This is a genomic window from Terrabacter sp. AAH1, assembly GCF_054456855.1.
In genome coordinates this window covers 17,584-42,113 of sequence record NZ_JBTJJV010000003.1, presented here as the reverse complement: position 1 = coordinate 42,113, position 24,530 = coordinate 17,584, and the positions used below count along the sequence as shown (strand labels likewise).

The 24,530-nt window shown below is 73.3% G+C and carries 24 protein-coding genes; 15 read left to right on the top strand and 9 right to left on the bottom strand.

The genetic code is table 11. The annotated features are described in order from the left end of the window. Nucleotides 1-61 precede the first annotated feature (61 nt). Genes ACXR8F_RS06245 through ACXR8F_RS06210 form a run of 8 tightly spaced genes read left to right on the top strand, consistent with a single transcriptional unit; the run spans nt 62 to nt 8,547 of the window. A complete protein-coding gene (locus ACXR8F_RS06245) occupies nt 62-2,158 on the top strand; it encodes a putative cobaltochelatase (protein ID WP_458799208.1) in 2,097 nt (698 codons plus the stop codon). After that, the gene (gene cobO / locus ACXR8F_RS06240; RefSeq protein WP_458799207.1) at nt 2,158-2,769 is read left to right on the top strand and encodes a cob(I)yrinic acid a,c-diamide adenosyltransferase; all 612 of its coding nucleotides are present in this window, start codon (nt 2,158-2,160) and stop codon (nt 2,767-2,769) included. The genes ACXR8F_RS06245 and cobO overlap by 1 nt, the downstream gene beginning before the upstream one ends. Further along, on the top strand, nt 2,766-4,277 hold the full coding sequence (locus tag ACXR8F_RS06235; RefSeq protein ID WP_458799206.1) for a cobyrinate a,c-diamide synthase: 1,512 nt from the start codon (nt 2,766-2,768) through the stop codon (nt 4,275-4,277). The genes cobO and ACXR8F_RS06235 overlap by 4 nt, the downstream gene beginning before the upstream one ends. After that, nucleotides 4,274-5,329: an Rv2231c family pyridoxal phosphate-dependent protein CobC gene (gene cobC / locus ACXR8F_RS06230; protein ID WP_458799205.1), complete on the top strand. Its 1,056-nt coding sequence runs from the start codon at nt 4,274-4,276 to the stop codon at nt 5,327-5,329. Before ACXR8F_RS06235 ends, cobC begins: the two co-directional genes overlap by 4 nt. Then, nucleotides 5,319-6,326: a uroporphyrinogen-III C-methyltransferase gene (gene cobA / locus ACXR8F_RS06225; protein ID WP_458799204.1), complete on the top strand. Its 1,008-nt coding sequence runs from the start codon at nt 5,319-5,321 to the stop codon at nt 6,324-6,326. The genes cobC and cobA overlap by 11 nt, the downstream gene beginning before the upstream one ends. Then, nucleotides 6,323-7,303, top strand: a complete 981-nt coding sequence (locus ACXR8F_RS06220) for a cobalamin biosynthesis protein (RefSeq protein WP_458799203.1) — start codon at nt 6,323-6,325, stop codon at nt 7,301-7,303. Before cobA ends, ACXR8F_RS06220 begins: the two co-directional genes overlap by 4 nt. 57 nt (nt 7,304-7,360) lie before the next feature. Beyond that, nucleotides 7,361-7,537: a hypothetical protein gene (locus tag ACXR8F_RS06215; RefSeq protein WP_458799202.1), complete on the top strand. Its 177-nt coding sequence runs from the start codon at nt 7,361-7,363 to the stop codon at nt 7,535-7,537. A gap of 38 nt (nt 7,538-7,575) precedes the next feature. Further along, nucleotides 7,576-8,547, top strand: a complete 972-nt coding sequence (locus tag ACXR8F_RS06210) for a hypothetical protein (RefSeq protein ID WP_052677502.1) — start codon at nt 7,576-7,578, stop codon at nt 8,545-8,547. Between the two features lie 93 nt (nt 8,548-8,640). On the opposite strand, the gene ACXR8F_RS06205 is transcribed toward ACXR8F_RS06210, so the two are convergent. From ACXR8F_RS06205 to ACXR8F_RS06185, 5 genes are read right to left on the bottom strand one after another with little or no spacing between them, the layout of a single operon-like run. Continuing rightward, nucleotides 8,641-9,090 (bottom strand): MOSC domain-containing protein, encoded by a 450-nt coding sequence (locus ACXR8F_RS06205; protein WP_458799201.1) that lies wholly within the window; start codon nt 9,088-9,090, stop codon nt 8,641-8,643. After that, the gene (locus tag ACXR8F_RS06200; RefSeq protein WP_458799200.1) at nt 9,087-10,871 is read right to left on the bottom strand and encodes a SulP family inorganic anion transporter; all 1,785 of its coding nucleotides are present in this window, start codon (nt 10,869-10,871) and stop codon (nt 9,087-9,089) included. The genes ACXR8F_RS06205 and ACXR8F_RS06200 overlap by 4 nt, the downstream gene beginning before the upstream one ends. 29 nt (nt 10,872-10,900) lie before the next feature. After that, the gene (locus ACXR8F_RS06195) at nt 10,901-11,665 is read right to left on the bottom strand and encodes a cobalt-precorrin-6A reductase (protein WP_458799199.1); all 765 of its coding nucleotides are present in this window, start codon (nt 11,663-11,665) and stop codon (nt 10,901-10,903) included. Between the two features lies 1 nt (nt 11,666). Beyond that, nucleotides 11,667-12,602: a MerR family transcriptional regulator gene (locus ACXR8F_RS06190; protein ID WP_458799198.1), complete on the bottom strand. Its 936-nt coding sequence runs from the start codon at nt 12,600-12,602 to the stop codon at nt 11,667-11,669. 2 nt (nt 12,603-12,604) lie between these two features. After that, entirely contained in the window at nt 12,605-13,075 is a 471-nt protein-coding gene (locus ACXR8F_RS06185; RefSeq protein WP_458799197.1) for an SRPBCC family protein, read from the bottom strand. Between the two features lie 179 nt (nt 13,076-13,254). On the opposite strand from ACXR8F_RS06185, the gene ACXR8F_RS06180 reads away from it, so the two are divergent. Genes ACXR8F_RS06180 through ACXR8F_RS06155 form a run of 6 tightly spaced genes read left to right on the top strand, consistent with a single transcriptional unit; the run spans nt 13,255 to nt 20,101 of the window. Next, on the top strand, nt 13,255-14,553 hold the full coding sequence (locus ACXR8F_RS06180) for an NAD(P)/FAD-dependent oxidoreductase (RefSeq protein WP_458799196.1): 1,299 nt from the start codon (nt 13,255-13,257) through the stop codon (nt 14,551-14,553). Next, nucleotides 14,550-15,305, top strand: coding sequence for a DUF1365 domain-containing protein (locus ACXR8F_RS06175; RefSeq protein WP_458799195.1), 756 nt, complete (start codon nt 14,550-14,552; stop codon nt 15,303-15,305). Before ACXR8F_RS06180 ends, ACXR8F_RS06175 begins: the two co-directional genes overlap by 4 nt. Continuing rightward, nucleotides 15,302-16,594 carry a class I SAM-dependent methyltransferase gene (locus tag ACXR8F_RS06170; RefSeq protein WP_045192904.1) on the top strand — a complete coding sequence of 431 codons (1,293 nt, stop codon included), beginning with the start codon at nt 15,302-15,304 and terminating at the stop codon, nt 16,592-16,594. Before ACXR8F_RS06175 ends, ACXR8F_RS06170 begins: the two co-directional genes overlap by 4 nt. Next, a complete protein-coding gene (locus ACXR8F_RS06165; RefSeq protein WP_458799194.1) occupies nt 16,594-17,952 on the top strand; it encodes a cryptochrome/photolyase family protein in 1,359 nt (452 codons plus the stop codon). Before ACXR8F_RS06170 ends, ACXR8F_RS06165 begins: the two co-directional genes overlap by 1 nt. 16 nt (nt 17,953-17,968) lie before the next feature. Continuing rightward, on the top strand, nt 17,969-18,688 hold the full coding sequence (locus ACXR8F_RS06160) for a CPBP family intramembrane glutamic endopeptidase (protein WP_458799193.1): 720 nt from the start codon (nt 17,969-17,971) through the stop codon (nt 18,686-18,688). A gap of 3 nt (nt 18,689-18,691) precedes the next feature. Next, nucleotides 18,692-20,101 carry a tryptophan-rich sensory protein gene (locus ACXR8F_RS06155; RefSeq protein WP_458799192.1) on the top strand — a complete coding sequence of 470 codons (1,410 nt, stop codon included), beginning with the start codon at nt 18,692-18,694 and terminating at the stop codon, nt 20,099-20,101. Between the two features lie 40 nt (nt 20,102-20,141). Here ACXR8F_RS06155 and ACXR8F_RS06150 read toward each other — a convergent pair whose 3' ends face one another. Together ACXR8F_RS06150 and ACXR8F_RS06145 are read right to left on the bottom strand one after the other, a co-directional pair. Further along, nucleotides 20,142-21,416, bottom strand: coding sequence for a lipase family protein (locus ACXR8F_RS06150; RefSeq protein ID WP_458799191.1), 1,275 nt, complete (start codon nt 21,414-21,416; stop codon nt 20,142-20,144). A gap of 186 nt (nt 21,417-21,602) precedes the next feature. Continuing rightward, nucleotides 21,603-22,565, bottom strand: coding sequence for a GlxA family transcriptional regulator (locus ACXR8F_RS06145; RefSeq protein WP_458799190.1), 963 nt, complete (start codon nt 22,563-22,565; stop codon nt 21,603-21,605). Nucleotides 22,566-22,656: 91 nt separating this feature from the next. Between ACXR8F_RS06145 and ACXR8F_RS06140 the strand changes: the two genes are divergently transcribed. Next, nucleotides 22,657-22,818, top strand: a complete 162-nt coding sequence (locus ACXR8F_RS06140; protein ID WP_458799189.1) for a hypothetical protein — start codon at nt 22,657-22,659, stop codon at nt 22,816-22,818. Nucleotides 22,819-22,970: 152 nt separating this feature from the next. Here the strand turns inward: ACXR8F_RS06140 and ACXR8F_RS06135 are convergent, their stop codons facing one another. Beyond that, nucleotides 22,971-23,330 carry an HNH endonuclease signature motif containing protein gene (locus ACXR8F_RS06135; protein WP_458799188.1) on the bottom strand — a complete coding sequence of 120 codons (360 nt, stop codon included), beginning with the start codon at nt 23,328-23,330 and terminating at the stop codon, nt 22,971-22,973. A 13-nt stretch (nt 23,331-23,343) separates the two neighbouring features. After that, nucleotides 23,344-24,483: a hypothetical protein gene (locus tag ACXR8F_RS06130; protein ID WP_458799187.1), complete on the bottom strand. Its 1,140-nt coding sequence runs from the start codon at nt 24,481-24,483 to the stop codon at nt 23,344-23,346. Between the last annotated feature and the right edge of the window lie 47 nt (nt 24,484-24,530).

Below are 24,530 nucleotides of genomic sequence, written 5' to 3'. Positions count from 1 at the left end.
CCCGCCGGGTGCGTCCGGTCCACCGACGCGGGCGAGGCACCCGCAGGAGGCTCGCAGCGACATGCGCGACGGCACGAACGACGGCACGAACGACGGCACGAACGACGGCACGAACCAGGCCGGCAGCGACCCGGCGGCTCGCCCGGCCACCTTCCCCTTCTCGGCCGTCGTCGGCTCGGACGACCTCGCCCTCGCGCTCGTGCTCACGGCCGTCTCCCCCGACGTCGGCGGCGTGCTCGTGCGCGGCGAGAAGGGCACCGCGAAGTCGACGATGGTGCGTGGCCTCGCCGCCGTCCTGCCGCACCAGCAGGTCGTCGCCGGCTGCCGCTTCGGTTGCGCCCCCGCCGACGCTGCAGCTGCGGGCTGCCCCGACGGGCCCCACGACGCGAACGCCGACGCCGACACCCGCGCGGCCCGGCTCGTCGAGCTGCCGATCGGCGCCACCGAGGACCGCGTCGTCGGGTCGCTCGACCTCGAGCGGGCGCTGGGACGTGGCGAGACGGCATACCAGCCCGGCCTGCTCGCAGCCGCGAACCGCGGCATCCTCTACGTCGACGAGGTCAACCTGCTCCACGACCACCTCGTCGACCTCCTGCTCGACGCGGCCGCGATGGGCCGCAACACCGTCGAACGCGACGGCGTCTCCGTCTCGCACGCCGCGCGCATCGTCCTCGTCGGCACGATGAACCCCGAGGAGGGCGAGCTGCGACCGCAGCTGCTCGACCGCTTCGGGCTGACCGTCGAGGTCGCGGCGCCCCGTGAGCCTGCGCTGCGCGCCGAGGTCGTACGCCGCCGGCTCGCCTTCGACGCCGACCCGACCGGGTTCGTGGCGCGGTTCCGGGCCGAGCAGGACGCGCTGCGCGACCGCATCGCCGCAGCCCGCTCTGCGCTCGGCTCCGTCGCACTGCCGGACCGCGAGCTGACGCGGATCGCCCACGTGTGCGCGGGCTTCGAGGTCGACGGGCTGCGCGCCGACATCGTCACCGCGCGGGCTGCCGTCGCCCACGCGGCCTGGGCAGGGCGTGACGCCGTGACGGTCGACGACGTGCGCGCCGCCGCCCGGCTCGCCCTGCCCCACCGGCGACGCCGCAACCCCTTCGACTCCCCCGGTCTCGACGAGGACCTGCTCGAACAGCTGCTGCGCGACGGTGACCCGGGTCCCGAGCCCGACGGTGGAGGACAGCCCGAGACCGACGAGGCGGCGAGCGAGGCGAGTCCGCCGACCCGAGCCGAGCAGGAGGCGGCGAGCGAAGCGAGTCCGCCGACCGAGCGCAGCGAGCCGAGCGAGCCGAGCGAGCCCCAGCCCGCTGGTGCCCCGGCCGCGTCCGGCGTGAGCGCCGCCGACGAGCCCTACCGCGCCCGCCTGCTGCGCGCCAAGGGCATCGGGCACGGCGACCCCGGGCGTCGTTCGACCGCCATCACGAGCTCGGGGCGCCGGGTCGGCTCGACGACCCGCCCCACCGGACCGGTGCACCTGCCCGCGACGATCCGCGCGGCCGCGAGCCGGGCCACCACGAGCCCGGCGCGCGCGAGCGCCCGACTGCGGGTCCTCCCGGGCGACCTGCGGCGGTCGGTGCTCCAGGGCCGGGAGTCCAACCTCGTGCTGCTGTGCGTCGACGCGTCCGGCTCGATGGCCGCTCGCCGGCGCATGGAGGCGGTGAAGTCCGCCGTGCTGTCCCTGCTGCTCGACGCCTACCAGCGCCGTGACAAGGTCGGTCTCGTGACCTTCCGCGGAGCCGGCGCCGAGCTCGTCCTGCCCCCGACCGGGTCGGTCGACGTCGCCGCGCGCCGGCTGCGCGAGCTCCCCCACGGTGGGCGCACGCCCCTCGCGGAAGGGCTCGGGACGGCCTACGAGACCCTTCGCGTCGAGCGGCTGCGCGACCCGAACCGGCGCCCGCTCCTCGTCGTCGTCACCGACGGCCGGGCCACGAGCGGCCCGGACGCCCTCGCCCGCTCGGCCCGCGTGGCCGCCCGGCTGTGCCACGAGGGCGTCGAGTCCGTGGTGCTCGACTGCGAGACCGGGCGCTTCCGGATGGGCCTCGCCGGCCGCCTCGCCGAGCAGCTCGGTGCCGAGCACCTGCCCGTCGGTGAGCTCGCAGCGTCGGCCATCGTGGGTGCCGCGCGCGCGACGCGCGAGACCTCGGGAAGGGCCGCCTGATGCGCGGCCAGCCGACCACGGTCCCGGCCGACGGGCTGACCACCCGGCAGCGCCGCAACCGGCCGCTCGTCATCGTCCACACGGGCGACGGCAAAGGGAAGTCGACGGCCGCCTTCGGCCTCGCCCTGCGCGGCTGGAACCAGGGCTGGTCGGTCGGGGTGTTCCAGTTCGTCAAGAGCGCGAAGTGGCGCATCGGCGAGCAGACTGCGGTCGAGACCCTCGGCGAGCTGCACCGCGAGACCGGCCAGGGCGGCCCCATGGAGTGGCACAAGATGGGCGCCGGCTGGTCGTGGAGCCGCAAGGAGGGCACCGACGAGGACCACGCCGAGGCCGCCCGCGAGGGGTGGGCCGAGATCAAGCGCCGCCTGGCCGACGAGACGCACGGCGTCTACGTGCTCGACGAGTTCACCTACCCGATGGCGTGGGGATGGATCGACGTCCACGACGTCGTCACCACCCTGCGCGACCGGCCGGGGCACCAGCACGTCGTCATCACGGGACGTCGCTGCCCGCAGGAGGTCCTCGACCTGGCCGACCTCGTGACCGAGATGACGAAGGTGAAGCACCCCTTCGACGCCGGCCAGAAGGGACAGAGGGGGATCGAGTGGTGAGCGCCATCGACACCGCCCTCGGCCGGCTGCCACGCACCGGCGACGCCCCGCAGGAGCCGCCCACCATCGCGCTCCCCCGCGTCGTCGTCTCGGCGCCGGGTTCGGGGCACGGCAAGACGACGCTTGCCACCGGACTCATGGCCGCGCTGCGCGCCCGCGGGCTGGGCGTGGCCGGCTTCAAGGTCGGCCCCGACTTCATCGACCCCGGCTACCACTCCCTCGCCACCGGGCGGCCCGGCCGCAACCTCGACCCGTTCCTCACGAGCCAGGCGCTCGTCGCGCCACTGCTCGTCCACGGCGCCACCGCCGACGGCCCCACCGACGTGGCGGTCGTCGAAGGGGTCATGGGGCTCTTCGACGGCCGCATCGGCGGAGACGGCTACGCCTCGACCGCGCACGTCGCCTCGCTGACCCGCTCCCCCATCGTGCTGGCCCTCGACGTCAGCCACATGACCCGCACGGCCGCGGCGATCGTCCACGGCCTCGCCACCTTCGAGCCGGGCGTCCGCGTGGCCGGTGTCGTGCTCAACAAGGCAGCTTCGGGGCGCCACATGCGCGAGGTCTGGTCGGCGCTCGAGTCCACCGGCGTGCCGGTCCTCGGCGTGCTCCCGCGCGACGCCGGCATCGCCGCGCCGTCACGGCACCTCGGGCTCGTGCCCGCGGCCGAGCGCGACGAGGCTGCCGAGTCGGTGGCCCTGCTCGCCGAACGCGTCGCCGAGCACGTCGACCTCGACCAGCTGATGGCCATCGCCCGATCGGCGCCCGAGCTCGATGCCGCGGCCTGGGACGCATCGGCTGCCCTCGGTGACGCCGCGCGCCCTGCCGCTCGCCCGGGCTCGAGTGCGCGTCGACCGGTCGTGGCGGTCGCCGGAGGACGGGCCTTCACGTTCCGCTACGCCGAGACCGACGAGCTGCTGCGTGCCGCGGGGCTCGAGCCGGTCGTCTTCGACCCGCTGACGGCGCCGAACCTCCCGGCCGGCACTGCGGGCCTCTACCTCGGAGGCGGCTTCCCCGAGGTGCACGCCGAGGAGCTGTCGGCCAACTCCGCCCTGCGAGAAGGCATCCGTCGTGTCGTGGGGGCTGGCCTGCCGACGGTTGCCGAGTGCGCCGGCATGCTCTACCTCAGCGCCTCCGTCGACGGGAACGAGATGGTCGGGGCCATCCCGGGTGTCGGCTCCATGGGCCCGCGCCTCACCCTCGGCTACCGCACGGCCGTGGCACCGGGCGACTCCGTGCTGGGGGTCCCGGGCACCCGGGTCACCGGCCACGAGTTCCACCGGACGACGATCAGCGCGGACGACGCCGACCGCTCGACCGGCGCCACGGCGTGGCTGCTCGACGGCACTCCCGACGGTTTCGCCCTCGACCCGGCCGGCACCGGACGCGCGACCCTCCACGCGTCGTACCTCCACACCCACTGGGCGGGCCACCCGCACCTCGCGGCCCGCTTCGCCGACGCCGTCCACGCGTATGCCGCCACGGCGCGCTCCCCGAGGCAGGCGTCGTGAGCGTCGACCTGCACCACCACGGCGACCGCGACGTCGCGCCCGGCCTCGTCGACCTGGCCGTCAACGTGCGCCTGCCCGCTCCCCCTCCCTGGCTCGCCGACGTCATCGCCGGCTCGCTGCACGACCTGGGCCGCTACCCCGACCCTGCTCCGGCAGTCGAGGCCATCGCCGCCCGGCACGGCGTCGACCCCGCGTGCGTGCTGCCGACCGCGGGCGGCGCGGAGGCGTTCACGCTGGTCGCGCGGGGCGTCCGGGCCTCACACGCGGTCGTCGTGCACCCGCAGTTCACCGAGCCCGAGGCTGCGCTCGCCGCCGCCGGGCACGACGTCACGCGGTGCGTGCTGTCGCCTGACACCGGCTTCCGGCTCGACCCGCGCACCTTCGCTGTTGGGAGCGAGCACGAGGGCGCCGACCTCGTCGTGGTCGGCAACCCGACGAACCCGACAGGCGTGCTGCACCCGGCCGCCGACCTGCACTCCCTGCGGGCGCCGGGTCGACTCGTCGTGGTGGACGAGGCGTTCATGGACGCCGTGCCGGGCGAGACGGAGTCTGTCGTCGGGCCCGACCTCGAGGGCCTTCTGGTCGTCCGGTCGCTGACCAAGACGTGGGGGCTGGCAGGCCTGAGGGCCGGCTACGTGGTGGGTGACGCGGCCGTCGTCGCCGCCCTTCGCGCCGTGCAGCCGCCGTGGTCGGTGTCGAGCCCCGCCGTGGCCGCCACGGTGGCCTGCCTCTCGGATCGCGCCGTCGCCGAGGCTGAGGCCGGCGCCATGACGATCGCCGCCGACCGCGACGTGCTCGTGCGGGAGCTCGAGGCGGTCGGGCTGTCCGCGGCCGCTCCCTCGGGCGCCCCCTTCGTGCTCGTCGACACGAGCCCGCTGGGCGCTCACTCGGTGCGTGAGGAGCTCGCCCGTCTCGGCTTCGCCGTGCGCCGCGGCGAGACGTTCCCGGGCCTCGGACCCACCTGGGTCCGGCTGGCCGTGCGAGACGCTGGGACGTCGCGGTCCGTCGCAGCCGCGTTCGCCGAGCTGGGGAGGGTGCGCCGTGTCGCCTGAGCTGAGCTTCACCGGCCTGTCGGTCCTGCTCGCCCGCGTCGTGCCGCACACGGTCGCCACCGTGCACGCGCTGCTGCGCGACGGCGCCCAGGTCACCGTTGCTGCCGAGCTCATCGACCTGCCGACCTCGTTGCGCGACCTCGCAGAGCGCGGGCTCGTCGCCCTCGACGCGGGGGCCGACCCGGCCGCGTACGACGTCGTGCTCCGGGCGGACGTCTCCACCGCACCCGCTGCAGCCGACCTGACGGTCACCACCGCGAGCGGGACCGTCGGGTCCGTCACGCTCCTGGGCGGCGGGCTCGGCGACCCCGGACTGCTCACCGTGGCGGGCATCGAGGCCATCCGTCAGGCGGACGTGATCGTCCACGACCGACTCGCTCCGCTCAGCGCGCTGCGCCACGCCCGCGACGACGTCCGGGTCATCGACGTCGGCAAGATCCCGCGCGGCGACTTCACCCCCCAGGAACGCATCAACGACCTCATCGTCGAGCATGCGCTCGCGGGGCGGAACGTGTTGCGGTTCAAGGGCGGCGACAACTTCGTCTTCGGCCGTGGAGGGGAGGAGGCCGAGGCCTGCGCCGCTCGAGGCATCCCCGTGGCGGTGATCCCGGGCATCTCCTCGAGCATCGCCGCCCCCGCCCTCGCGGGCATCCCGGTCACGCACCGCACGCTGGTCCAGGGCTTCACGGTCGTCAGCGGGCACGTCGCTCCGGGCGACCCACGCAGCACGCTCGACTGGGGTGCGATCGCCCGCAGCAACACGACGATCGTCATCCTCATGGGCGTGGCGACCCTGGCGGTCGTCGCGGAAACCCTTGTTTCCGAGGGGATGTCGGCACAGACCCCGGCCGCCGTCGTCGCCGACGCGGGCCTGCCGAGCATGCACACCGCGCGTGCTCCCCTGGCCCAGATCGCCGAGACGTGTGCCCGTGAGGGAATCGGCGCACCCGCGGTCGTCGTCATCGGCGAGGTGGCCGCGCTCGACGTGCTGCGATGAGCAGGTCCCTCGGGCTGGCTCTCGGCTACCTGCTGGACCTCGCCGTCGGCGACCCACGTCGCTGGCATCCCGTCGCCGGGTTCGGCTCTGCTGCAGCGGCGCTCGAGCGCAGGACGTATGCCGCCCGCCGCGCTTCCGGGGCCACGCACGTCGCCGTCCTCGTCGGCGCGACGGCGCTCCTCGGCGTCGTCGCCGAGCGGTCGAGCCGCCGGTGCGGGCCGGCCCACACGCTGGCGACAGCTGCGGCCACCTGGGCTGTTCTGGGCGGGCACTCGCTCACGCGCGAGGCCCACACCATCGACCAGCAGCTCCGCCAGGGCGACCTCGCGGCCGCGCGCGTCCAGGTGCGCAACCTCGTGGGACGCGCCACGGCCGAGCTGGACGCCGACGAGGTGGCACGGGCCTGCATCGAGTCGCTGGCCGAGAACACCTCCGACGCCGTCGTGGCACCGCTGCTCTGGGGCAGCCTCCTCGGTGTCCCCGGTCTGCTCGGCTACCGCGCCGTCAACACCCTCGACGCCATGATGGGCCATCGCAACGAGCGCTATGCCGAGTTCGGCTGGGCGGCAGCGAGACTCGACGACCTCGTGAACTGGGTGCCGGCGCGCGTCGCCGGCGCCATCGCGCTGGCCGCGGCGCCTTCGTCGGACCGAGCCGCCGCCGGATGGGAGGCCATACGCAGGGACGCACCTGCCCACCCGAGCCCGAACGGCGGCGTCGTCGAGGCGGCCTTCGCCGGCGTGCTCGGCGTGCGGCTCGGCGGGTCGAACACGTACGACGGTCGCGTCGAGGACCGCGGCACGCTCGGCACCGGACCGGCAGCGGGACGCGCCCACATCGCCCCCGCTGCGCGTCTGGCCCGCAAGGTGGCCGCCGGCTCGCTCGCCGTGGGCCTCGCCATCGCCCTCTCCCGCACGAGAGCCCAGCTGGGTAGCGCTACTCAAATGGGCAGCCGCGCCGTATCTCCCTCGGGCTGAGCACCTCTGACGGGCGGTGCCGGGTCACCGAGGCCCGGCCAGTACCGAGGAGTTGTCATGAAGGACCTCTCACCCATGTCGGCCCGCTTCACCCGCAGCCACGAGGGCTACGTCCACCCGCCGCGGCTGGACGCCTGGGAGCAGACCGTGGTCGGCCCCGACGGCCTGCGCCCGAGCTGGCCCGGTGGCTCGATCTCCGGCAGCGATGACGGCTGGGACGACTGCGACGAGTGACCGGCACCCCGGCGACCGAAGGACGAAGGAGTAGAACCATGACCAGAGTTGCGATCGTCACCCTCGCGGGCGACCTCCACGCGTACGTGATCAGCAAGCACCTGCGCGAGGCGCACGACATCGACGCGGCCATCATCGCCTCCGACCGTCTCTCGGCCGCCGGGGGACTCACCTGGTCCAACGTGGACGGACCGGGACACACGCTGCCGACCGAGGAGGGCGGCACCGTCGACGTGCGCGGCCTCGACCTCGTCTGGTGGCGCCGTTGCCACGGCCGGCCGACGGTGCCCGACGCCGTCACCGACACGCAGCTGCGCAAGCTCGTCGTCAAGGACAACCGGGCTGCGCTGCGGGGGACCCTCATGGCCGGCTTCTCCGGCACGTGGATCAGCGACCCGTACGCGACGGAGCGCGCCCAGAACAAGCTGCTCCAGCTCAGCGTCGCGAGCGCGGTCGGCCTCACGGTGCCGCGCACGCTCGTCAGCTCCGACCCCACCGACGTGCGCGACTTCACCCGTGCCCACGGCGGCACGGTCATCGCCAAGACCCTCACCGGGCTGCTCGGCACGTCGCTGCAGGCGGGGCGGGTGACCCTCGACTCCCTCGACGACGACGCGGAGATCAGCGTCTCGGCGACGGTCTATCAGGAGGAGGTGCCCGGCACCGACCACCTGCGCGTCATGGTCTTCGGCGACGCGGTGCACGCGGCACGGATCAGCAGCGCCGAGCTGGACTGGCGGCTGGCCAACGACATGGTCGTCGAGCCGGTCGAGCTCGAGCCACGGCTCTCGGACGCCCTCCGCGACGTCACCCGGCGCCTCGGGCTGCGGATGGGCGTCTACGACCTCAAGGTCCGTCCCGACGGGCACCCGGTCTTCCTCGAGGTCAACCCGCAGGGGCAGTTCCTCTTCGTCGAGGGCATGTCGGACATGCCGCTGGGCGCCGCCTTCGCCGACTTCGTGGCCGCCGAGCTCGCACTCAGTCCTCGCAGTCCGGCACCCGCGCTCTGAGGTCGATCACCGGTCGCGCGTCGGAAAGTGTAGGCACTCGACCGAAGCTTCTCGTCGAGTGCCCACTTCCCGACGGGGTCCGGCGTGGTCCCGTCAGGGGGTCGGGTGGAGGTCGACCTCGTCGCCGACGTGGATGGTGCCCGACGTGAGCAGCCGGAACACCGTGCCGGCCCGGGCGTGCAGCGCCCGCGCGGCGCCGGGGCCGAGGTTGTCGTCGAGCAGGCGGCACGGCGCAGCCACCCGCACGACCTCGAGCTCGACGTCGCCGATGGTGATGCGCGTGCCGGGCTTCGTCGGGATGTCGCCGCCCGAGATCGTGACGTTGCGCCGGGTGAGGCCGGGGTCGACGGGCCGCCCGAGGGCTTCGGCCGCGGCCGCCAGGTCGGTGGCCGACTGCACCGTGACGTGCCGGTGCTTGCTGCCGTGGTAGCGGTCGCCGACAAGACCGGCACCTGCCTCGGCCTCCACGCTCTCCACCGAGCGGGTCGGCAGGCGGCGCGCCTTCGCCACGTGGAGCCCCACGACGGTCGGCCGAGCCGTCACGCCTCGGCCTTCGGCTGGGGCGGCACGGGCGGGATGCGCAGCCCCGGGAGGGGCGTGCCGTGCTCGCGTCGGTACCACGCGGCATACGCGGCGACGGCGGTGGGGAGGGTCGGGAAGATGAGGTCCGCACCCACCTGCTCGACGAGGCCCCCCGCCTCGAGCGACACCCGCATGTCCTCCTTCACCCGCGCCATGGCGAACACGATGCCACGCCGCTCGAGGGTCGCGCGCAGCGCCTCGAGCGCGTCGACTGCCGTGAGGTCGACCTCGGTGTTGGCCTCGGCGTTGAGCAGGAACCACTCCACCCCGCCGCGCTGCTGGGCCGCGTCGACCACCTCCAGCGCGCGTCGTGTGAAGTCGTCGGCGTTGGCGAAGAAGAGCGGCGAGTCGTACCGGTAGACGACCAGGCCCGGCACCTGCACGGCGTCCGGGTGGTCGTCGATGTCGTGCATGCCGGCGACGTCGGGCACATAGCCGAGCACGCCGTCGTGTGGGTGCACGATGCGCCGCAGGAGGTCGAGCACCGACAGCGCGATGGCGGCACCGATGCCCGGCAGCACCCCGAAGAGCAGCACCGCAGCCGTCGTCGACAGCGCCAGCACGAGCTCGCTGCGGCGGAAGGCGGCGATGCGCCGCATCTCCGGGATGTCGACGAGTCGGATCGCCGCGTAGACCACGACCGCCCCGAGAGCCGCCGTCGGGAAGGCCCCGATGACCGGCCCGAGCCACAGCAGCGTCGCGACGACGAGCGCGAGCGAGACGAGGGAGTGCAGCTGCGTGCGCGCGCCCATCGCGTCGGCGATGACGGTGCGGCTGCCGCTCGAGCTGACCGGGAAGCCCTGGAGCAGACCGGTGGCGACGTTGGCGCCGCCGAGCGCGAGGAACTCCTGGTTGCTGTCGATGCTCTCGCGGTGGCGCGCCCCGAAGGCACGCCCCGTGAGCACGTTGTCGGAGTAGGCGACGACGGCGATGCCGAGGGCAGCGGGGAGGAGCCGCCACACGTCGACGTTGCCGAGGTCGGGCACGCGGATCGCCGGCAGCCCCTGGGGCACGTCGCCCACGACCGAGACCCCGGCGCGGTCGACGAGCCCGAACACCGCCACGACGAGGGTCGCCCCGAGCATGCCGATGAGCGGGCCGGGCCAGGTCGGCCGCAGGCGCTGGAAGCCGAGGAGGACGACGAGCACCCCCGCCGACAGCAGCAGTGTCGGCACGTGCACGGCGCCCAGGTGCGTGACGGCATACGTCAGCTCCTGGACGAACGAGTCGCCCTGCACGCGGATGCCGGTCACCTTGCCGATCTGGCTGACGACCATGAGCGCCGCGATGCCGGCCATGTAGCCGACGAGCACCGGCTTGGAGAGCAGGTCGGAGAGGAACCCGAGACGCGTGAGGAAGCCGACGACGCAGATCAGCCCGACGGCGATCGCCAGCAGTGCCGCCATCTCCTGCCGCATCGCCACACCGCCCGCGCCCGTGACGAGGGCGCCGATGCCTGCCGCCGTCATGAGGGCGGTCGTCGACTCGGGCCCGACGGAGAGCCGCCGCGACGACCCGAACACGGCGTAGACGAGCAGGCTCGGGCCCACCGCCCAGAGTCCCGTGACCGCCGGGAGTCCGGCCACCTCGGCGTACGCGAGGACCTGGGGCACGAGGTACGCGGCGACGGTGATGCCGCCGAGCACGTCGCCGCGCATCCACACCTTGTCGTAGTCGCGCAGCACGGCGAGCCCGGGGAGCAGCCGCTCCCACAGCGCCCGCTCCCGCTGCACCGCCGTCACGCGACGAAGGTACGCGACGAGGTATGCCGTCAGGTGCGTTTCGGGTCGAGTGCGGTCCCGACGTCGGCCACGACCTCGGCCAGCGCGGCGTCCACCGACTCCACGACCCGCAGGCCCCGCGGAACGGCCGGTCGCCGGACCACCACGACGGGGACGCCGACGTCGTGCGCCGCAGCGAGCTTGGCCTCGGTGAGGGCGCCGCCGGAGTCCTTCGTGAGCAGCACGTCGATGCGGCGGCTCTCGAGCAGCTCGCGCTCGGCGGCATACGGGTAGGGCCCGCGGGCGCGCAGCACCTCCCAGCCGGAAGGCACCGCCCAGTCGGGCGGGTCGACCACGCGGGCGAGGACGTAACGGTCGGTCCACCGCGCGAACGACTCGAGCTGCTGACGGCCGGTGGTGAGGAAGGGGCGCCGCCCCAGCTCCTCGGCGGCACGCCGGGCCGCGTCGACGTCGTCGACCCACGTGAAGGTGTCCGCCAGGGGGTGGACCGACCAGCCCGGGCGCTGCAGCCGCACGAGCGGCACCCCGACGCGCGCTGCGGCGGCGACGGCGTTGGCGGTGATCTGGTGCGCGAAGGGGTGGGTGGCGTCGACGACGTGCGTGAAGCCCTCGGCCACGAGGTGGTCGGCCAGGCCGTCGACCCCGCCGAAGCCACCGACGCGGACGGCTCCCACGGGCAGGGCCGGAGCGCTGACCCGGCCGGCGAGGCTCGACACGACGTCGATGCCGCGGTCGACGAGCCCGGCGGCGAGCGCCCGGGCCTCGCCGGTGCCCCCGAGGACGAGGACCCGCACGTCAGGCGGGGACGCGCAGGCGCCGCGACATCTCGCCGACGGCCACGGTGATCGAGTGGCCGAGGTGCACGCAGCCTCCCTCGATATCGTCCTGCTGGCTGCCGCCGAGGCCGATGACGACCTCGGGGTGACTGCGGTTGACGGTCTCGACGATCTTGCGGGCGGCGGCGATGTCGACGTGTCGCGGCACGGCCATGACCATGCCCGCGGCTCGGCGTGCCTCGATGGCGCGCACCCACTCCTCGGCGGGCAGGTCGGCGCCGACGTAGACGGTGGCGAACCCGGCACGGCGTGCGGCGACGGCGAAGGCGAGCAGGCCGAGCTCGTGCCGAGCGCCCGGCGGCAGGCCGATGAGCAGGGTCGGCCCGTCGGACCGGCCCGAGGCGGCCTCGTAGGCGGCCGCGAGACGGCGCTGCACGGCATACGAGACGAGGTGCTCACCGGCGACGGTGAGGCGGCCGTGCGCCCACTCCTCGCCGACGAGCTCGAGCGTCGGCATGAGCCAGTCGTCGACGACGTGCTCGAAGGTGCCGAGGCTGAAGCGGGCGTCGAGCACCGCGGTCGCCGACGCGCTGTCGAGCCGCTCGGCGGCGCGGATGAAGGCCTCGGCGTCCTCGGACTGGTAGCGGCTGCCCGGCCGCAGGGGCGCCACGCGACGGGGGACGGCGTGGGTGCGCTCGCGGCCGTCGCGGCCGTCCTTGCCGGCCGGGTCGCGGGACGAGAGGCGGCGCAGGGTCTCGGCCGCCGCCTCACGGGCCGACCAGCCCTCGTTGACGAGGGAGTTCATGATGGCGAGGGCGCGCACGTCCTCGGCGCCGTAGAGCCGGTAGCCGCCGTCGGAACGCTTGGGGCTGACGACGCCGTAGCGTCGCTCCCAGGCACGCAGGGTGGCGACGCTGATCCCGGTCAGCTCCGCCGCACGTTTGATGGTGTACATGGTTATGCCAGCTGTCCGAGTGCCCGGCGCAGGCCTTGCTCGGCCTCGTCACCGAGCTTCTTGAAGGCCGGCGCGAAGAGCGGCGCGACGAGCTTGGCGACGCCCTTGAACTCGAACTCGGCCCGGTAGGTGACGGTCGTGCCCGTGCCGCTGCCGGGGCTGCCGGCGGCGCCGCCGCCCCCCATCACGGTGCGCACGAAGGTCATGGTGTCGTGGGCGACGACGGTCGCGTTCTCGCCGCGCAGCGCGACCTTCTCGCCCGGCACGTGCTCGGTGACGAGGTAGTCGAGCTCGGTCTCGCGGCCGAGGAACTTCGAGGTGTTGTGGTACCGCGTGCCGACGCCGCCCTCGCCGGCGACGCGCTCGGTGCGGACCGTGCCGGGGTCCCAGTCGTTGGTGTTGGTGAAGTCGGAGAGGTAGGCGAAGACGCGGTCCACCGGCTGCTCGACGGTGACGGTGCGCACGATGACCATGGCCTACTCCCAAACCTTTGACATACCTTGAACAGCCACTCTACGGTGTGGACGAAGGATGGACAACGCACCACGTCGAAACCGCGTCGAAACCGACGGCCCGACAAGGTCGCTGGCCGCCGCAATCCGGTCGGGGCGCCGCGCCGAACCACCCGGGACCCATCAGCCAGGAGGCCTCGGTGAACCGCCCCCACAGCACCCCCCGACCCCGCACGGGACCCAGCACCAGACCCTCAGCAGCCGTCATCGGCGCGGGCGTCTCGGGCCTCACGGCCGCCCACGTGCTCAGCGCGACCCACGACGTGACGCTCTTCGAGAGCGACCGCCGGCTCGGCGGCCACGCGCACACCCACGACGTGCCCGGCCGTGACGGGTCGCTGCGCATCGACAGCGGGTTCATCGTCCACAACGAGAAGACCTACCCGCACCTGCTCCGCCTCTTCCGCGAGCTCGACGTGCCCACGCAGCCGACCGAGATGAGCATGAGCATCACGTGCCGGGGCTGCGGGCTCTCGTATGCCGGCGGGCGCGGTCCCAAGGGGATGTTCGCCCAGCGTCGCCGCCTCGCCGACCCCCGCTTCGTGCGGATGCTGGCCGACGTGCCGCGCTTCCACCGCGCGGCCCGTGCCCTCCTCGCCGACGAGACGCAGCACCCGACGTGGGGAGAGTTCCTCGCGCAGCACCGCTTCTCCACCTACTTCGTGCGGCACTTCGCCATCCCGCTCGTGGCCTGCGTCTGGTCGTGCGGCGACCTCGACGCGTCGTCCTACCCCGCGCGTCACCTCTTCCGGTTCCTCGACCACCACGGCATGCTGACGGTGACGGGCTCGCCCACGTGGCGCACCGTCACCGGCGGGTCGGCGACCTACGTCGAACGGCTCGTCGAGCGTCTGCCCGACGTGCGCAAGGAGAGCCCCGTGACCGCAGTGGCCAGGCACGACGACGGGGTCGACGTGATCGTCGGCGGCGGCCACACCACGACGTTCGACCGCGTCGTCGTCGCCACCCACGCCGACCAGGCGCTCGACCTGCTCGCCGACGCCACCCCGGACGAGAAGCGGGACCTGTCGGCGATCCGCTACTCGCGCAACGAGACGTGGCTGCACCGCGACTCGTCGGTGCTGCCGAGGCCGAGGCAGGCCAGGGCGTCGTGGAACTACCGCATGCACGCCTGCGACGCACCGGCGCCCGACGTGACGGTCAGCTACTGGATGAACCGCCTGCACGGCCTCACCGACGCCGACGACCACGTCGTCACCCTCAACCCCGCCGGCAGCGTCGACGAGTCCCTCGTCACGGCGCGGATGACCTACGACCACCCGATCTTCACCCGTGAGGCCGTCGACGCTGCGGCCCGGCTGCGTGGCGCCGGCGGCGACCGCCTCGCCTTCGCCGGGGCACACCTCGGCTGGGGCTTCCACGAGGACGGGTGCCGGTCGGGCGTGGAGGCGGCCGAGTCCTTCGGGGTCCGCTGGTGACAGCGGTCCTGACGCCGCCCCCGGTGCCGGCCCTCGTCGACGGAACCGTCGCCCACTCACGCCGCACCCCCCTGCGCCACAGCTTCACGTACGGCCACTACCAGTGGCTCGTCGACCTCGACGACCTGCCCCGGATGCCTTGGCCCGCAAGGCTGTTCGCCCGGTTCGACGCGCGCGACCACCTCGACCGCGGACGGCTCGGCGGCGGCATACGCGGCGACGTCTCGCGGTTCCTCGAGGCGCGCGGCGTCACGCTCGAGCCCACCGACCGGGTGCTCATGCTCGCCAATGCCCGGGTGCTGGGGCACACCTTCGACCCGCTGTCGGTCTTCTGGTGCCTCCGGCCCGACAACAGCCTGCTCGCCGTCGTCTTCGAGGTGCACAACACGTATGGCGAGCGCCACGGGTACCTGCTCGACGTCGCCGACGACGGCACGGCGACGGTGGGTAAGGCCTTCTACGTGTCGCCCTTCAACGACACGAGCGGCGAGTATGCCGTCCGCCTCGTGCTCGAGCCGCGTGCCGTCAGCGTGACCGTCGCCCTCGAGCGCGAAGGCGAGCGCATCATGACCGCCGTGACGCGCGGCACCCCCGAGCCGGCGACCCCTCGCGCCCTGCTCCGACTCGTCCGACGCCACGGGCTGATGACCCAGCGCGTGACCGCCCTGATCCGCGCGCACGGCATCCGGCTCTGGTTGCGCCGCCTGCCCGTCGTGCCCCGCCCCCGACACCCCGAGGAGGCCGTCCGATGACCGCCCAGTCCCCCACCATGGCCCAGCCGCTCTGCCTGCGCCGCCCCACCTTGCGCGTGCTGTGCGTGCGGGCCCGCCTGGCCCGCAGCATCCTCTCCCAGGTGGCCAAACGCGTGCCCGTCGACGTCGTCATGCCCGACGGCTCGCTCCTCGACGGCGGCACGCGCCGCGCCGACCGCCCGGCCCTCGAGATCGTCCGCCCGACCGCCCTCTTCGAGCGGCTCGCGCACCACCCGAAGATCGGCATCGGCGAGGGCTACATGGCCGGCGACTGGAAGGCGGCCGAGGGCACCGACCTCGCCGACCTCCTCACGCCGTTCGCCGAGCGCATGACGACGGCCGTGCCGCCGGGTTGGCTGCGACTGCGGGGCGTCGTCGACCGCCGCATCCCGTCGATCCAGAACAACTCGCTGCTCGGGTCGCGCCGCAACATCGAGGCGCACTACGACCTGTCCAACGACCTCTTCGCGACGTTCCTCGACGAGACGATGAGCTACAGCTCGGCGATCTTCGACCCGGACCAGCCGCTGCGCACGCAGTCGTTCGAGGAGGCGCAGCTGCGCAAGGTGCACGCCATCCTCGACATGGCCAAGGTCGGGCAGCACACCCGCCTGCTCGAGATCGGCACCGGCTGGGGCACGCTCGCCCTCGAGGCCGCACGTCGCGGCGCGACCGTCACGTCCGTCACCCTGTCCAAGGAGCAGGCCGCACTGGCCCGGGTCCGGGTGGCCGAGGCCGGCTACGCCGACCAGGTCGACATCCGCATCCAGGACTACCGCGAGGTCGAGGGTGTCTACGACGCCGTCGTCAGCGTCGAGATGATCGAGGCCGTCGGCGAGGAGTACTGGGAGACCTACTTCCGCACCATCGACGAGCGGCTCGCCCCCGGCGGTGTCGCCGCCGTGCAGGCGATCCTCATGTCGCACGAGCGGCTGCTCGCGACGAAGCACTCCTACGGCTGGATCCAGAAGCACATCTTCCCGGGCGGCCTCATCCCGAGCCTCCAGGCGATCCACGAGACCACCTCGGCAGCCACGAGCCTGCGGATGACGGGCGTCGACGCGTTCGGCAGCGACTACGCCGAGACGCTGCGGCGCTGGCGCGAGACGTTCCTCGCCCGCTGGCCCGAGGTCAACGCGCTCGGCTTCGACGAGACGTTCCGCCGCAAGTGGGAGTTCTACCTGGCCTACTGCGAGGCGGGCTTCGCCACGGCCTACCTCGACGTCGCCCAGCTGCGACTCGAGCGAGAGGTCGAGCAGGAGGTCGAGCGCGAGGAGGCGCCGGTCTGATGGTCGATCCGAGCACGTCGATCCTGTGGTTCCGCCGCGACCTGCGGCTGAGCGACCACCCGGCGCTGCTCGCAGCCGTCGACAGTGCGACGCGCGTGCTGCCGGTGTTCGTGCTCGACCCCCGGCTGCTCGACACCGACACGCCGCGCTCGCAGCGGCTGCTCGCCTCCCTCAAGGCCCTGTCGAAGGACACCCGCGACGCGCTCGTCATCCGCAAGGGCGACCCCGTCGACGTCATCCCGCGCCTCGCGAAGCAGGTCGGCGCCCACCAGGTGCACGTCTCGCGCGAGACGACGCCCTACGGCCGCCGCCGCGACGAGAAGGTCGAGAAGGCGCTGGCCGACCAGGGCTGCGAGCTCGTCGCCACGGGCACGCCGTATGCCGTCGGGCCAGGTCGCATCGTCAACCAGTCCGGTTCTCCCTACAAGGTCTTCACGCCGTTCTCCAGGGCATGGCACCAGCACGGGCGACCCGCACCCGCCGCACGCCCCAAGCGCATCGCCTGGCGGCGCGACGACGTGCGCAGCGACCCGTTGCCGAAGGCGCCGCACATGGAGGCCGGTGAGGCAGCCGCGCTCAAGCGGTGGCAGGCGTTCCTCCACGACGGCTTGACGGCCTACGACGACGAACGCGACCGACCCGACCTCGACACGACCTCGCGGCTGTCGGCCCCCTTGAAGTACGGCGAGATCCACCCGCGCACCATCCTCGCCGACATCGCCGCCCACTCGGCCGGGCGCTCGAAGGCGGCGACGGCATACGTCACCGAGCTCATCTGGCGCGAGTTCTACGCCGACGTGCTCTGGCACAACCCGCGCTCGGCCTGGCACGACCTGCGGCCCGAGCTCGCGAAGCTGCCCTACGACACGGGGGCCGAGACCGACCGGCTCGTCGACGCGTGGCGCGAGGGACGCACCGGCTACCCCGTCGTCGACGCGGGGATGCGCCAGCTGCTCGAGGAGGGCTGGATGCACAACCGGGTGCGCATGATCACGGCCAGCTTCCTCACCAAGGACCTCCACGTCTGGTGGCCGGTCGGTGCCCAGCACTTCCTCGACCACCTCATCGACGGCGACATCGCCTCGAACAACCACGGCTGGCAGTGGGTCGCCGGCACCGGCACCGACGCGTCGCCCTACTTCCGCGTCTTCAACCCGGTGACGCAGGGGCGCAAGTTCGACCCGGACGGCGAGTACGTGCGGCGCTGGGTGCCGGAGCTGCGCCACCTGAGCGGCGCGGCGGCGCACGAGCCGTGGAAGCACGAGAACGGGTACGACGACGAGTATCCGGAGCGGATCGTCGACCACGACGACGAGCGCAAGGAGACGCTGGCTCGCTACGAGCGGGCCCGAGGCTAGGCGAGGAGTCGACACGATGCGGGGGCCCGTGGCCGAGCTGCGCGCGTTCGTCAACGCGGCGCTCATCCAGAAGGTCGACCGTGACCACCGCGACCCGGACGACGTCTTCCGGCGCCGCCAGGTCGTCGTGGCGGTCACCTTCGTCATCGGCTCGGCCGTGCTCGCGTGGGCGCTGCGCATCACGCCCGGCGACCCGCTCTTCTACGTCGCCACCCTCGGCCTCGCGGCGGTGTGGATCGTGGGGGCGCTGCTGTCCGGCCCGCTGCACGCGGGCATGGGGCGTACGCGTCGGGGCGAGCAGGCCCGGCCCGTGGTCCAGTCGCTCGCCCTGGGGTCGCTGCTGCTCGCCGTCTTCCTGCTCGGCGCACTCGTCGTGGCGCGCATCCCGCTGCTGCGCGAGCCCGTCGACCAGCTGCTCGACCACGCCCGTTTCGGCTCGTTCACCGCGGTGCTCGCCATCACCTTCCTCAACGGGGTCGTCGAGGAGATCTACTTCCGCGGCGCCCTGTACGCCGCGATCCCCCGGCACCCGGTCGCGCTGACCACGGTGCTCTACGCCCTCACCACCGTCGGCAGCGGCGTGCCGCTGCTCGTCTTCGCCGCCGCCGTCATCGGTGTCGTGACCGGGCTGCAGCGCCGCGTCACCGGCGGCTTCCTCGGCCCGATCATCACGCACGTCGTGTGGTCGACGGGGATGCTCGTCCTCCTCCCACCCGCCCTCTCACTCACGAGGTGAACGATGACCGCTGACCCCGACACCACCCGCACGGCGCTCGTGACCGGCGCATCCGGCTACATCGGCGGCCAGGTCGTGCCTCGGCTGCTCGACGAGGGGTGGTCGGTGCGGGTCCTGACCCGTCACCGCTCGTCGCTCGACGGACGCCCGTGGCGCGACCGGGTCGAGGTGGCCGAGGGCGACGTGTCGTCCCCTACCGACATGCGCAAGGCGCTCAGCGGGGTCGACGCCGCGTGGTACCTCGTGCACTCGATGGACGACCGCCCCGACTTCGAGGAGCGCGACCGCGACGCGGCCACGACGTTCGGCACGGCTGCCCGCGAGGAGGGCGTCGGCCGCATCGTCTACCTCGGCGGGCTGCACCCCGACGACGAGGTGCTCTCGCCGCACCTTGCCTCGCGCGTCGAGGTGGGCCGCATCCTGCTCGACTCGGGCGTTCCGACGGCCGTGCTCCAGGCCGCCGTCGTCATCGGCGACGGGTCGGCGTCGTTCGACATGCTGCGCTACCTCACGACGCGCCTGCCGGCGATGGTCGCGCCGAAGTGGCTCGACAACCGCATCCAGCCGATCGCCGTCGACGACGTCGTGACGCTGCTCGTCGGGGCGGGCAGCCTTCCGCCCGAGGTGAACCGGACGTTCGACATCGGCGGACCCGACGTGCTCACCTACCGCGAGATGATCCGCCGCTTCGCCGACGTCACCGGGCAGCGGCGACCGGTCGTCGTCACGGTGCCGGTGCTGACGCCGCGGCTCGCGAGCCACTGGGTCGGCCTCGTCACGCCCATCTCGGCCGGCCTGGCCAAGCCGCTGGTGGGGAGCCTCGTTCACGAGGTCGTCGCCAAGGAGCGCGACATCGAACAGCACGTCGACGTGCCGGGCGGGCTGACGGACTTCGCCACGGCGGTGCGCTCGGCCATGGCCTCCGTGCCGCCCGACACGGCGTGGCGCAACCTGGCGCTCACCGGGGCGGCGGTCACCGCGGCCGCGCTCGCGGGTTCGATCGCCACCCGGCCCGACTCGCGCTGGTACGCGTCGCTGGACAAGCCGGCCTGGCAGCCACCGCCGGCCGCGTTCCCCGTGGTGTGGACGGCGCTCTACGCCGACATCGCGGCAAGCTCGGCGACGGTGCTCACCGAGCTCGACGCCTCGGGCGACAAGGCGGCCCGCAACAGCTACCTCAAGGCGTTCGGCACGAACCTCGTGCTCAACGCGGCATGGAGCGCCGTCTTCTTCCGGGCGCGGCGACCGTGGGCCGCGGCGGCCGAGGCGGCGGTGCTGACGCTCAGCTCCGCCGACCTCGCCCGCCGGGCCGGGTCGGTCAATAGGACGGTCGGAGTCGCCCTGTCGCCGTATGCCGTGTGGTGCGGTTTCGCAACCGCCCTCTCGGCCGCGATCGCGCGTCGGAACCGCTGAGGTCCAAGGTCGCTGGGCCCCCGATCCCTGGCCTGACCGGTCACAGCCACCAGCAGTCGGAGACCTGCGGGAGGCCGGCGACCCGCGCCTCGAGGAAGGCGAACTGCTTGGCGAACGACGGCACGGCGCCGCCCACGTGGGTCGGGGTGATGTTGGGCGAGAACGCGACGTTCGCACCACGGGCGCACCAGTCGCTCGCGAGACGCCGCCCGACGGCATACGGGATGACGTCGTCGAGCGCCGAGTGGGTGACGAGCACGGGCACCGTGGGCTCCAGGCGGCCGAGGCGCTGGTCGGCGATGATCGAGCGGAAGGGTTCGGCGGCGGCCAGCTCGGTGAGGGAGCGGCCGTCCTTCGTCAGGTCGCTCGAGCGGGTGAAGGCGTGCAGGGCGATGGACTCGGCCACGCACTCGCCCTTGACGGCCTGGATGACGGAGGTGCCGCGGGCGTTGAGGAAGGCGTCGAGGTCGAGGCCGTAGGCGGCGGACTGTCCGGCGACGGCGTAGAGGGCGAAGGCGGAGTAGAGACCGCCGTCGAGGTTGGCGGCGACGGCACCGAGGTCTGCGGGCACGGCCCCGGCCACGGCGCCCCTCAGCCTGAGTTCGGGAGCGTAGGAGGGGGCGAGCTCCACGGCCGCCGCGGTGGCCCCGCCGCCCTGGCTGTAGCCGGCGAGCATGGCCGGCCCCGCCGAGGGCAGTCCCGTGCCGGGGAGGCGCTGGGCGGCGCGGACCATGTCGAGGACGGCGTGCGCATGCGCCTCGCGCACCATGTAGGTGTGCGTGCCTGCTGTGCCGAGACCCTGGTAGTCGGTCATGGCAACGGCGTAGCCGCGTGCCAGCAGGCCCGAGATGAAGACGCCTTCGTACTCCGAGCCGGCCGCGAGCTGCCGGCTCGGCGCACACTGGTCGCCCATGCCCTGGGTGCCGGCGGCGTAGCCGACGACGGGGCGCTGCCCCGGACCGATCCACGGCACGGGTGGCACGAGCACGGTGCCCGTGACCGCGATGGGGGCGCCCGTGCGGTCGCGGGTCGCGTACATGACGCGGGTGGCGGCCGCCGTCGAGCGGACGGCGCGCAGCGGGTCGAGGTAGAAGGTCATCGGCTCGGACCGCAGGACGCTGCCGGGCGGCCCGTCGACGGAGGCCGGCGCGCCGTAGAAGTCGCCTGTCGCGCGGGCCGTCGTCACGGGTGACATCAGGGCTGCGGCGACGGCGAGCACGATGACGCCGGCGATCCGGCGGAGGCGGTGCGCGCGCCGGCGGGTCGGGCGATCGGGGCGAGACGGGCGGGACGGCGGTGCGGAGGGGTGGGTCACGGAGGGCGCTCCTCTGGCCTGGGGACGACGCCGTTGTCGTCCCACTGGCCGGCAACCTACGCGCGGTAAGGACCTCTGTCGCGGCGAGACCTGTGCCGATAGGCGCGTATCTGAATGTCTAGCGCTGCACCGAGACAGCGGCATACGAGGGAATCGGTGCGCTGCAACCGCACCCGGGAGAGGGGCTCACGCGGACGCGGGCTGCTTGGCGAAGGCGCGTCGGTACGCCACCGGCGGGATGCCGATCTCGCGCTGGAAGTGGTGGCGCAGCACGGCTGCGGTGGCGAACCCGCTCTCCCGCGCGATGCGCTCGACGTCGAGGTCCGTGGTCTCGAGCAGGTGCCGGGCCCGCAGCACGCGCTGGCTGGTCAGCCACTTGTGCGGGGTCGTGCCCACCTCGGCCGCGAAGCGCCTGGCGAAGGTGCGCTCGGACATCGCCGCCCGCCGCGCCAGGGACGGGATCGAGTGCTCCTCGTCGAGGCGCTCGGCCACCCACTCCATGACCTCCTGCAGCCCCTCGCACGGCTCTGCCGGCAAAGGGGTCTCGACGAACTGCCGCTGCCCGCCCGAGCGGTGGGGCGGCACGACCATCCGTCGCGCGATGCGGGTCGCCACCTCCGAACCCAGCTCGGTGCGCACGAGGTGAAGGCAGGCATCGATGCCGGCCGCGGTGCCGGCGCTGGTCAGCACCGGACCGTCCTCGACGTAGAGGACGTCGAGGTCGACGCACGCCCTCGGGTGCTCGTCGGCCAGTCGCGCGGCATACCGCCAGTGGGTGGTGCAGTCGCGACCGTCGAGCAGGCCTGCGGCGGCGAGCTGGAAGGCACCGGAGCAGACGGACAGCACGCGGCCACCGTCCTCGACGGTGTGACGGAGGATCTCGAGGACGTCGCCGTCATAGGGGCCGTCGACCGCGCCGCCCGGGATGGCGACGAGATCGGCGCCACGGGCCGCTTCGAGCGGCAGCGGGGCGACGATGCTCAGCCCGCTCGTCGTTCGCAGTGGCTCGCCCGGACGGGCCGAGCAGACGCGGAAGTCGAAGGGCGGGACGCCGTCGTCGGTGCGGTCGATGCCGAAGACCTCGCTCAGCACGCCGAGCTCGAACATGGCGACCGGTTCCTGGGCGATGACCGCGATCGTGCGCAACATCCGGCCAGCATGGCACGGTTGGCAGAATCTTGTCGACAGTCGTCAGTTCTGCCACCCGTGGCGGGATCGCGGCGGGCGCAGAATTTCTGCCATGGACATCATCTTCTTCATCGCCATGATCGTCGCTCTCGTCGCAGCCCTCGGGCCGCACCACCGCCGGACGTTCTCGCTGCCACGCGCCCCCTTCGGCGCGGACGCCGAGGTCGACCGCGATCTCGTCCGGGTCCTGCACGACGTCCCCGTCGCCCGCTGAGCCGCACCGACGACCCAGACCGTGCCGGAGCATCCACGCCGACCAGAACCGAACTCCTCCAGCTGACGCCGGGTCGACCGACCCGGCGTCACGCATGTCCGCCGCGCGCTATCCAGCAGGAGCCACGTGGGCCGGGGCATGGGCACGCCTCGTCAGAACGGAGGCGGGTCGCTGCTGGTCTCAGTACACCCGGTATCGCCGCAGCGCGGCGGACTCGACGCACCTGAACAGCCGCCGGGATCTCGTAGCGCTTCGCGCCAGTCCTTCGGGTAGGTGATGTAGTCGCGGCGCGCGAGGGTGGTCCAACAAAGCCCGTCGTCGTCGACCTTCTCGACCGTCCAGGCCCGGGCGGTCTTGGGGTTGTGGCAGCCGCGGCTCAGCGACTCGAAGTTCGAGACCCGCGTCTCGCCCTTCGGCCACGGGACGATGTGGTCGACGTCGCAGCGTTCGGCCGGCACCTGGCACCCGGGAGCGCGGCACACGCCGTCGACGGCGCGCACGTGCTCGACCATCTCGCGCGTCGGCTCATAGCGGTCGGAGGACAGCTCGAGCGCACGACCCCGAGTCGACGTCGACCGCGAGTCGCTGCCAGACAGAGCCTGGCGCGGTCATGATCTGACGGGCGTGCGCGGCGGTGACCCAGCCATGGCCGGGGATCTCGCACGCAGCATCCGACAGGCCGACGGCGACCTCGAACGGCACGACGATGCGGACGACAGCCGGCGGCGCGGACGCGAGCCACGACCCGCACGTCGGCGCAAGCGTGGCCGAAGATGGGACTGCCGCGTCGAGCCCGGTCGAGCCTGCGGAGGAGGTGGTCGCGACGTCGATACCCGATGGCTCGACCGACGGGCTGAGGACGGGACCACCGGAGCCCGACACCGTGCCGAAGAGGGCGAGGTCGGTGAGCACGTCGCTGCGCAGCTGGTCGAGCGTGCGCTCGTCACCGGCTGCACGGGTGGCTCGGGCCAGCGCGTCGACCCGGTCGAGGACGCCGACGACCCGTTCCGCCGGAGCGACGACCGTGAACACCCCCATACCGTCGTCGGTGAGGCGCCCGTGGACGTTGCGTCGACGAAGGGCCGGGCAGCGTCGCTCGCCCTCACCGCGATGGTCGGCACTGCGGACGCAGCGGCGCAGTCGGCTCATGAAGAGGCGCTGCGACGACACAGAGCCGTCCGGCGCGGGGGCCAGCACGGCAGCCTCGAGATCAGGGAGCACGCTGTCGTCGAGGGACCGGGTCTCGGCGACGACCTGCAGGGCACGGTGCAGGCTGACGCGGCCTTCGGACAGTCGCTGGCGCAGCAGCCGGTGGCGTCTCGGTGTCGTTGCCAGCTCGAGCCGACGCGACACCTCCGCGGCGCCGACCCCCGTGGCAGAGGCGATCTCCTGGGTCACGACCTGGTCGACGGAGAGCGGGACCGGCGTCCGCGGGAGTCTCGCGAGCTGGAGCTCCTCGACCGTGTGCAGTGCTGCATAGGCGGCGATCAGCCGTGCCTCGGTGCGCGCCTTCGACCGCTCGAGCGCCTGGATCTCGGCGACGAGTTCCCCCGCCTCCTCGTCGAGCCCCTCATCGCGGAACGAGCCGTCGGCGTCTGCAGTCGCCCGCGGACCCTTGCCGGTGAAGCGGCGCACCGAAGCGGCCTCGCCGCGGGCACCCAGCACATAGGCAATCCGGGCCAGAACGGTAGGAGTCGCCTCCTGATAAGGCA

Coding starts and splice junctions, on each gene's coding strand:
- ACXR8F_RS06210 (WP_052677502.1), top strand. CDS start 7,576: ATGACCAGAGTTGCGATCGTCACCCTCGCGGGCGACCTCCACGCGTAC.
- ACXR8F_RS06245 (WP_458799208.1), top strand. CDS start 62: ATGCGCGACGGCACGAACGACGGCACGAACGACGGCACGAACGACGGC.
- ACXR8F_RS06140 (WP_458799189.1), top strand. CDS start 22,657: ATGGACATCATCTTCTTCATCGCCATGATCGTCGCTCTCGTCGCAGCC.
- ACXR8F_RS06155 (WP_458799192.1), top strand. CDS start 18,692: ATGACCGCTGACCCCGACACCACCCGCACGGCGCTCGTGACCGGCGCA.
- ACXR8F_RS06135 (WP_458799188.1), bottom strand. CDS start 23,330: ATGGTCGAGCACGTGCGCGCCGTCGACGGCGTGTGCCGCGCTCCCGGG.
- ACXR8F_RS06160 (WP_458799193.1), top strand. CDS start 17,969: ATGCGGGGGCCCGTGGCCGAGCTGCGCGCGTTCGTCAACGCGGCGCTC.
- ACXR8F_RS06170 (WP_045192904.1), top strand. CDS start 15,302: ATGACCGCCCAGTCCCCCACCATGGCCCAGCCGCTCTGCCTGCGCCGC.
- ACXR8F_RS06220 (WP_458799203.1), top strand. CDS start 6,323: ATGAGCAGGTCCCTCGGGCTGGCTCTCGGCTACCTGCTGGACCTCGCC.
- cobO (WP_458799207.1), top strand. CDS start 2,158: ATGCGCGGCCAGCCGACCACGGTCCCGGCCGACGGGCTGACCACCCGG.
- ACXR8F_RS06190 (WP_458799198.1), bottom strand. CDS start 12,602: ATGTACACCATCAAACGTGCGGCGGAGCTGACCGGGATCAGCGTCGCC.
- ACXR8F_RS06145 (WP_458799190.1), bottom strand. CDS start 22,565: ATGTTGCGCACGATCGCGGTCATCGCCCAGGAACCGGTCGCCATGTTC.
- ACXR8F_RS06185 (WP_458799197.1), bottom strand. CDS start 13,075: ATGGTCATCGTGCGCACCGTCACCGTCGAGCAGCCGGTGGACCGCGTC.
- ACXR8F_RS06165 (WP_458799194.1), top strand. CDS start 16,594: ATGGTCGATCCGAGCACGTCGATCCTGTGGTTCCGCCGCGACCTGCGG.
- ACXR8F_RS06215 (WP_458799202.1), top strand. CDS start 7,361: ATGAAGGACCTCTCACCCATGTCGGCCCGCTTCACCCGCAGCCACGAG.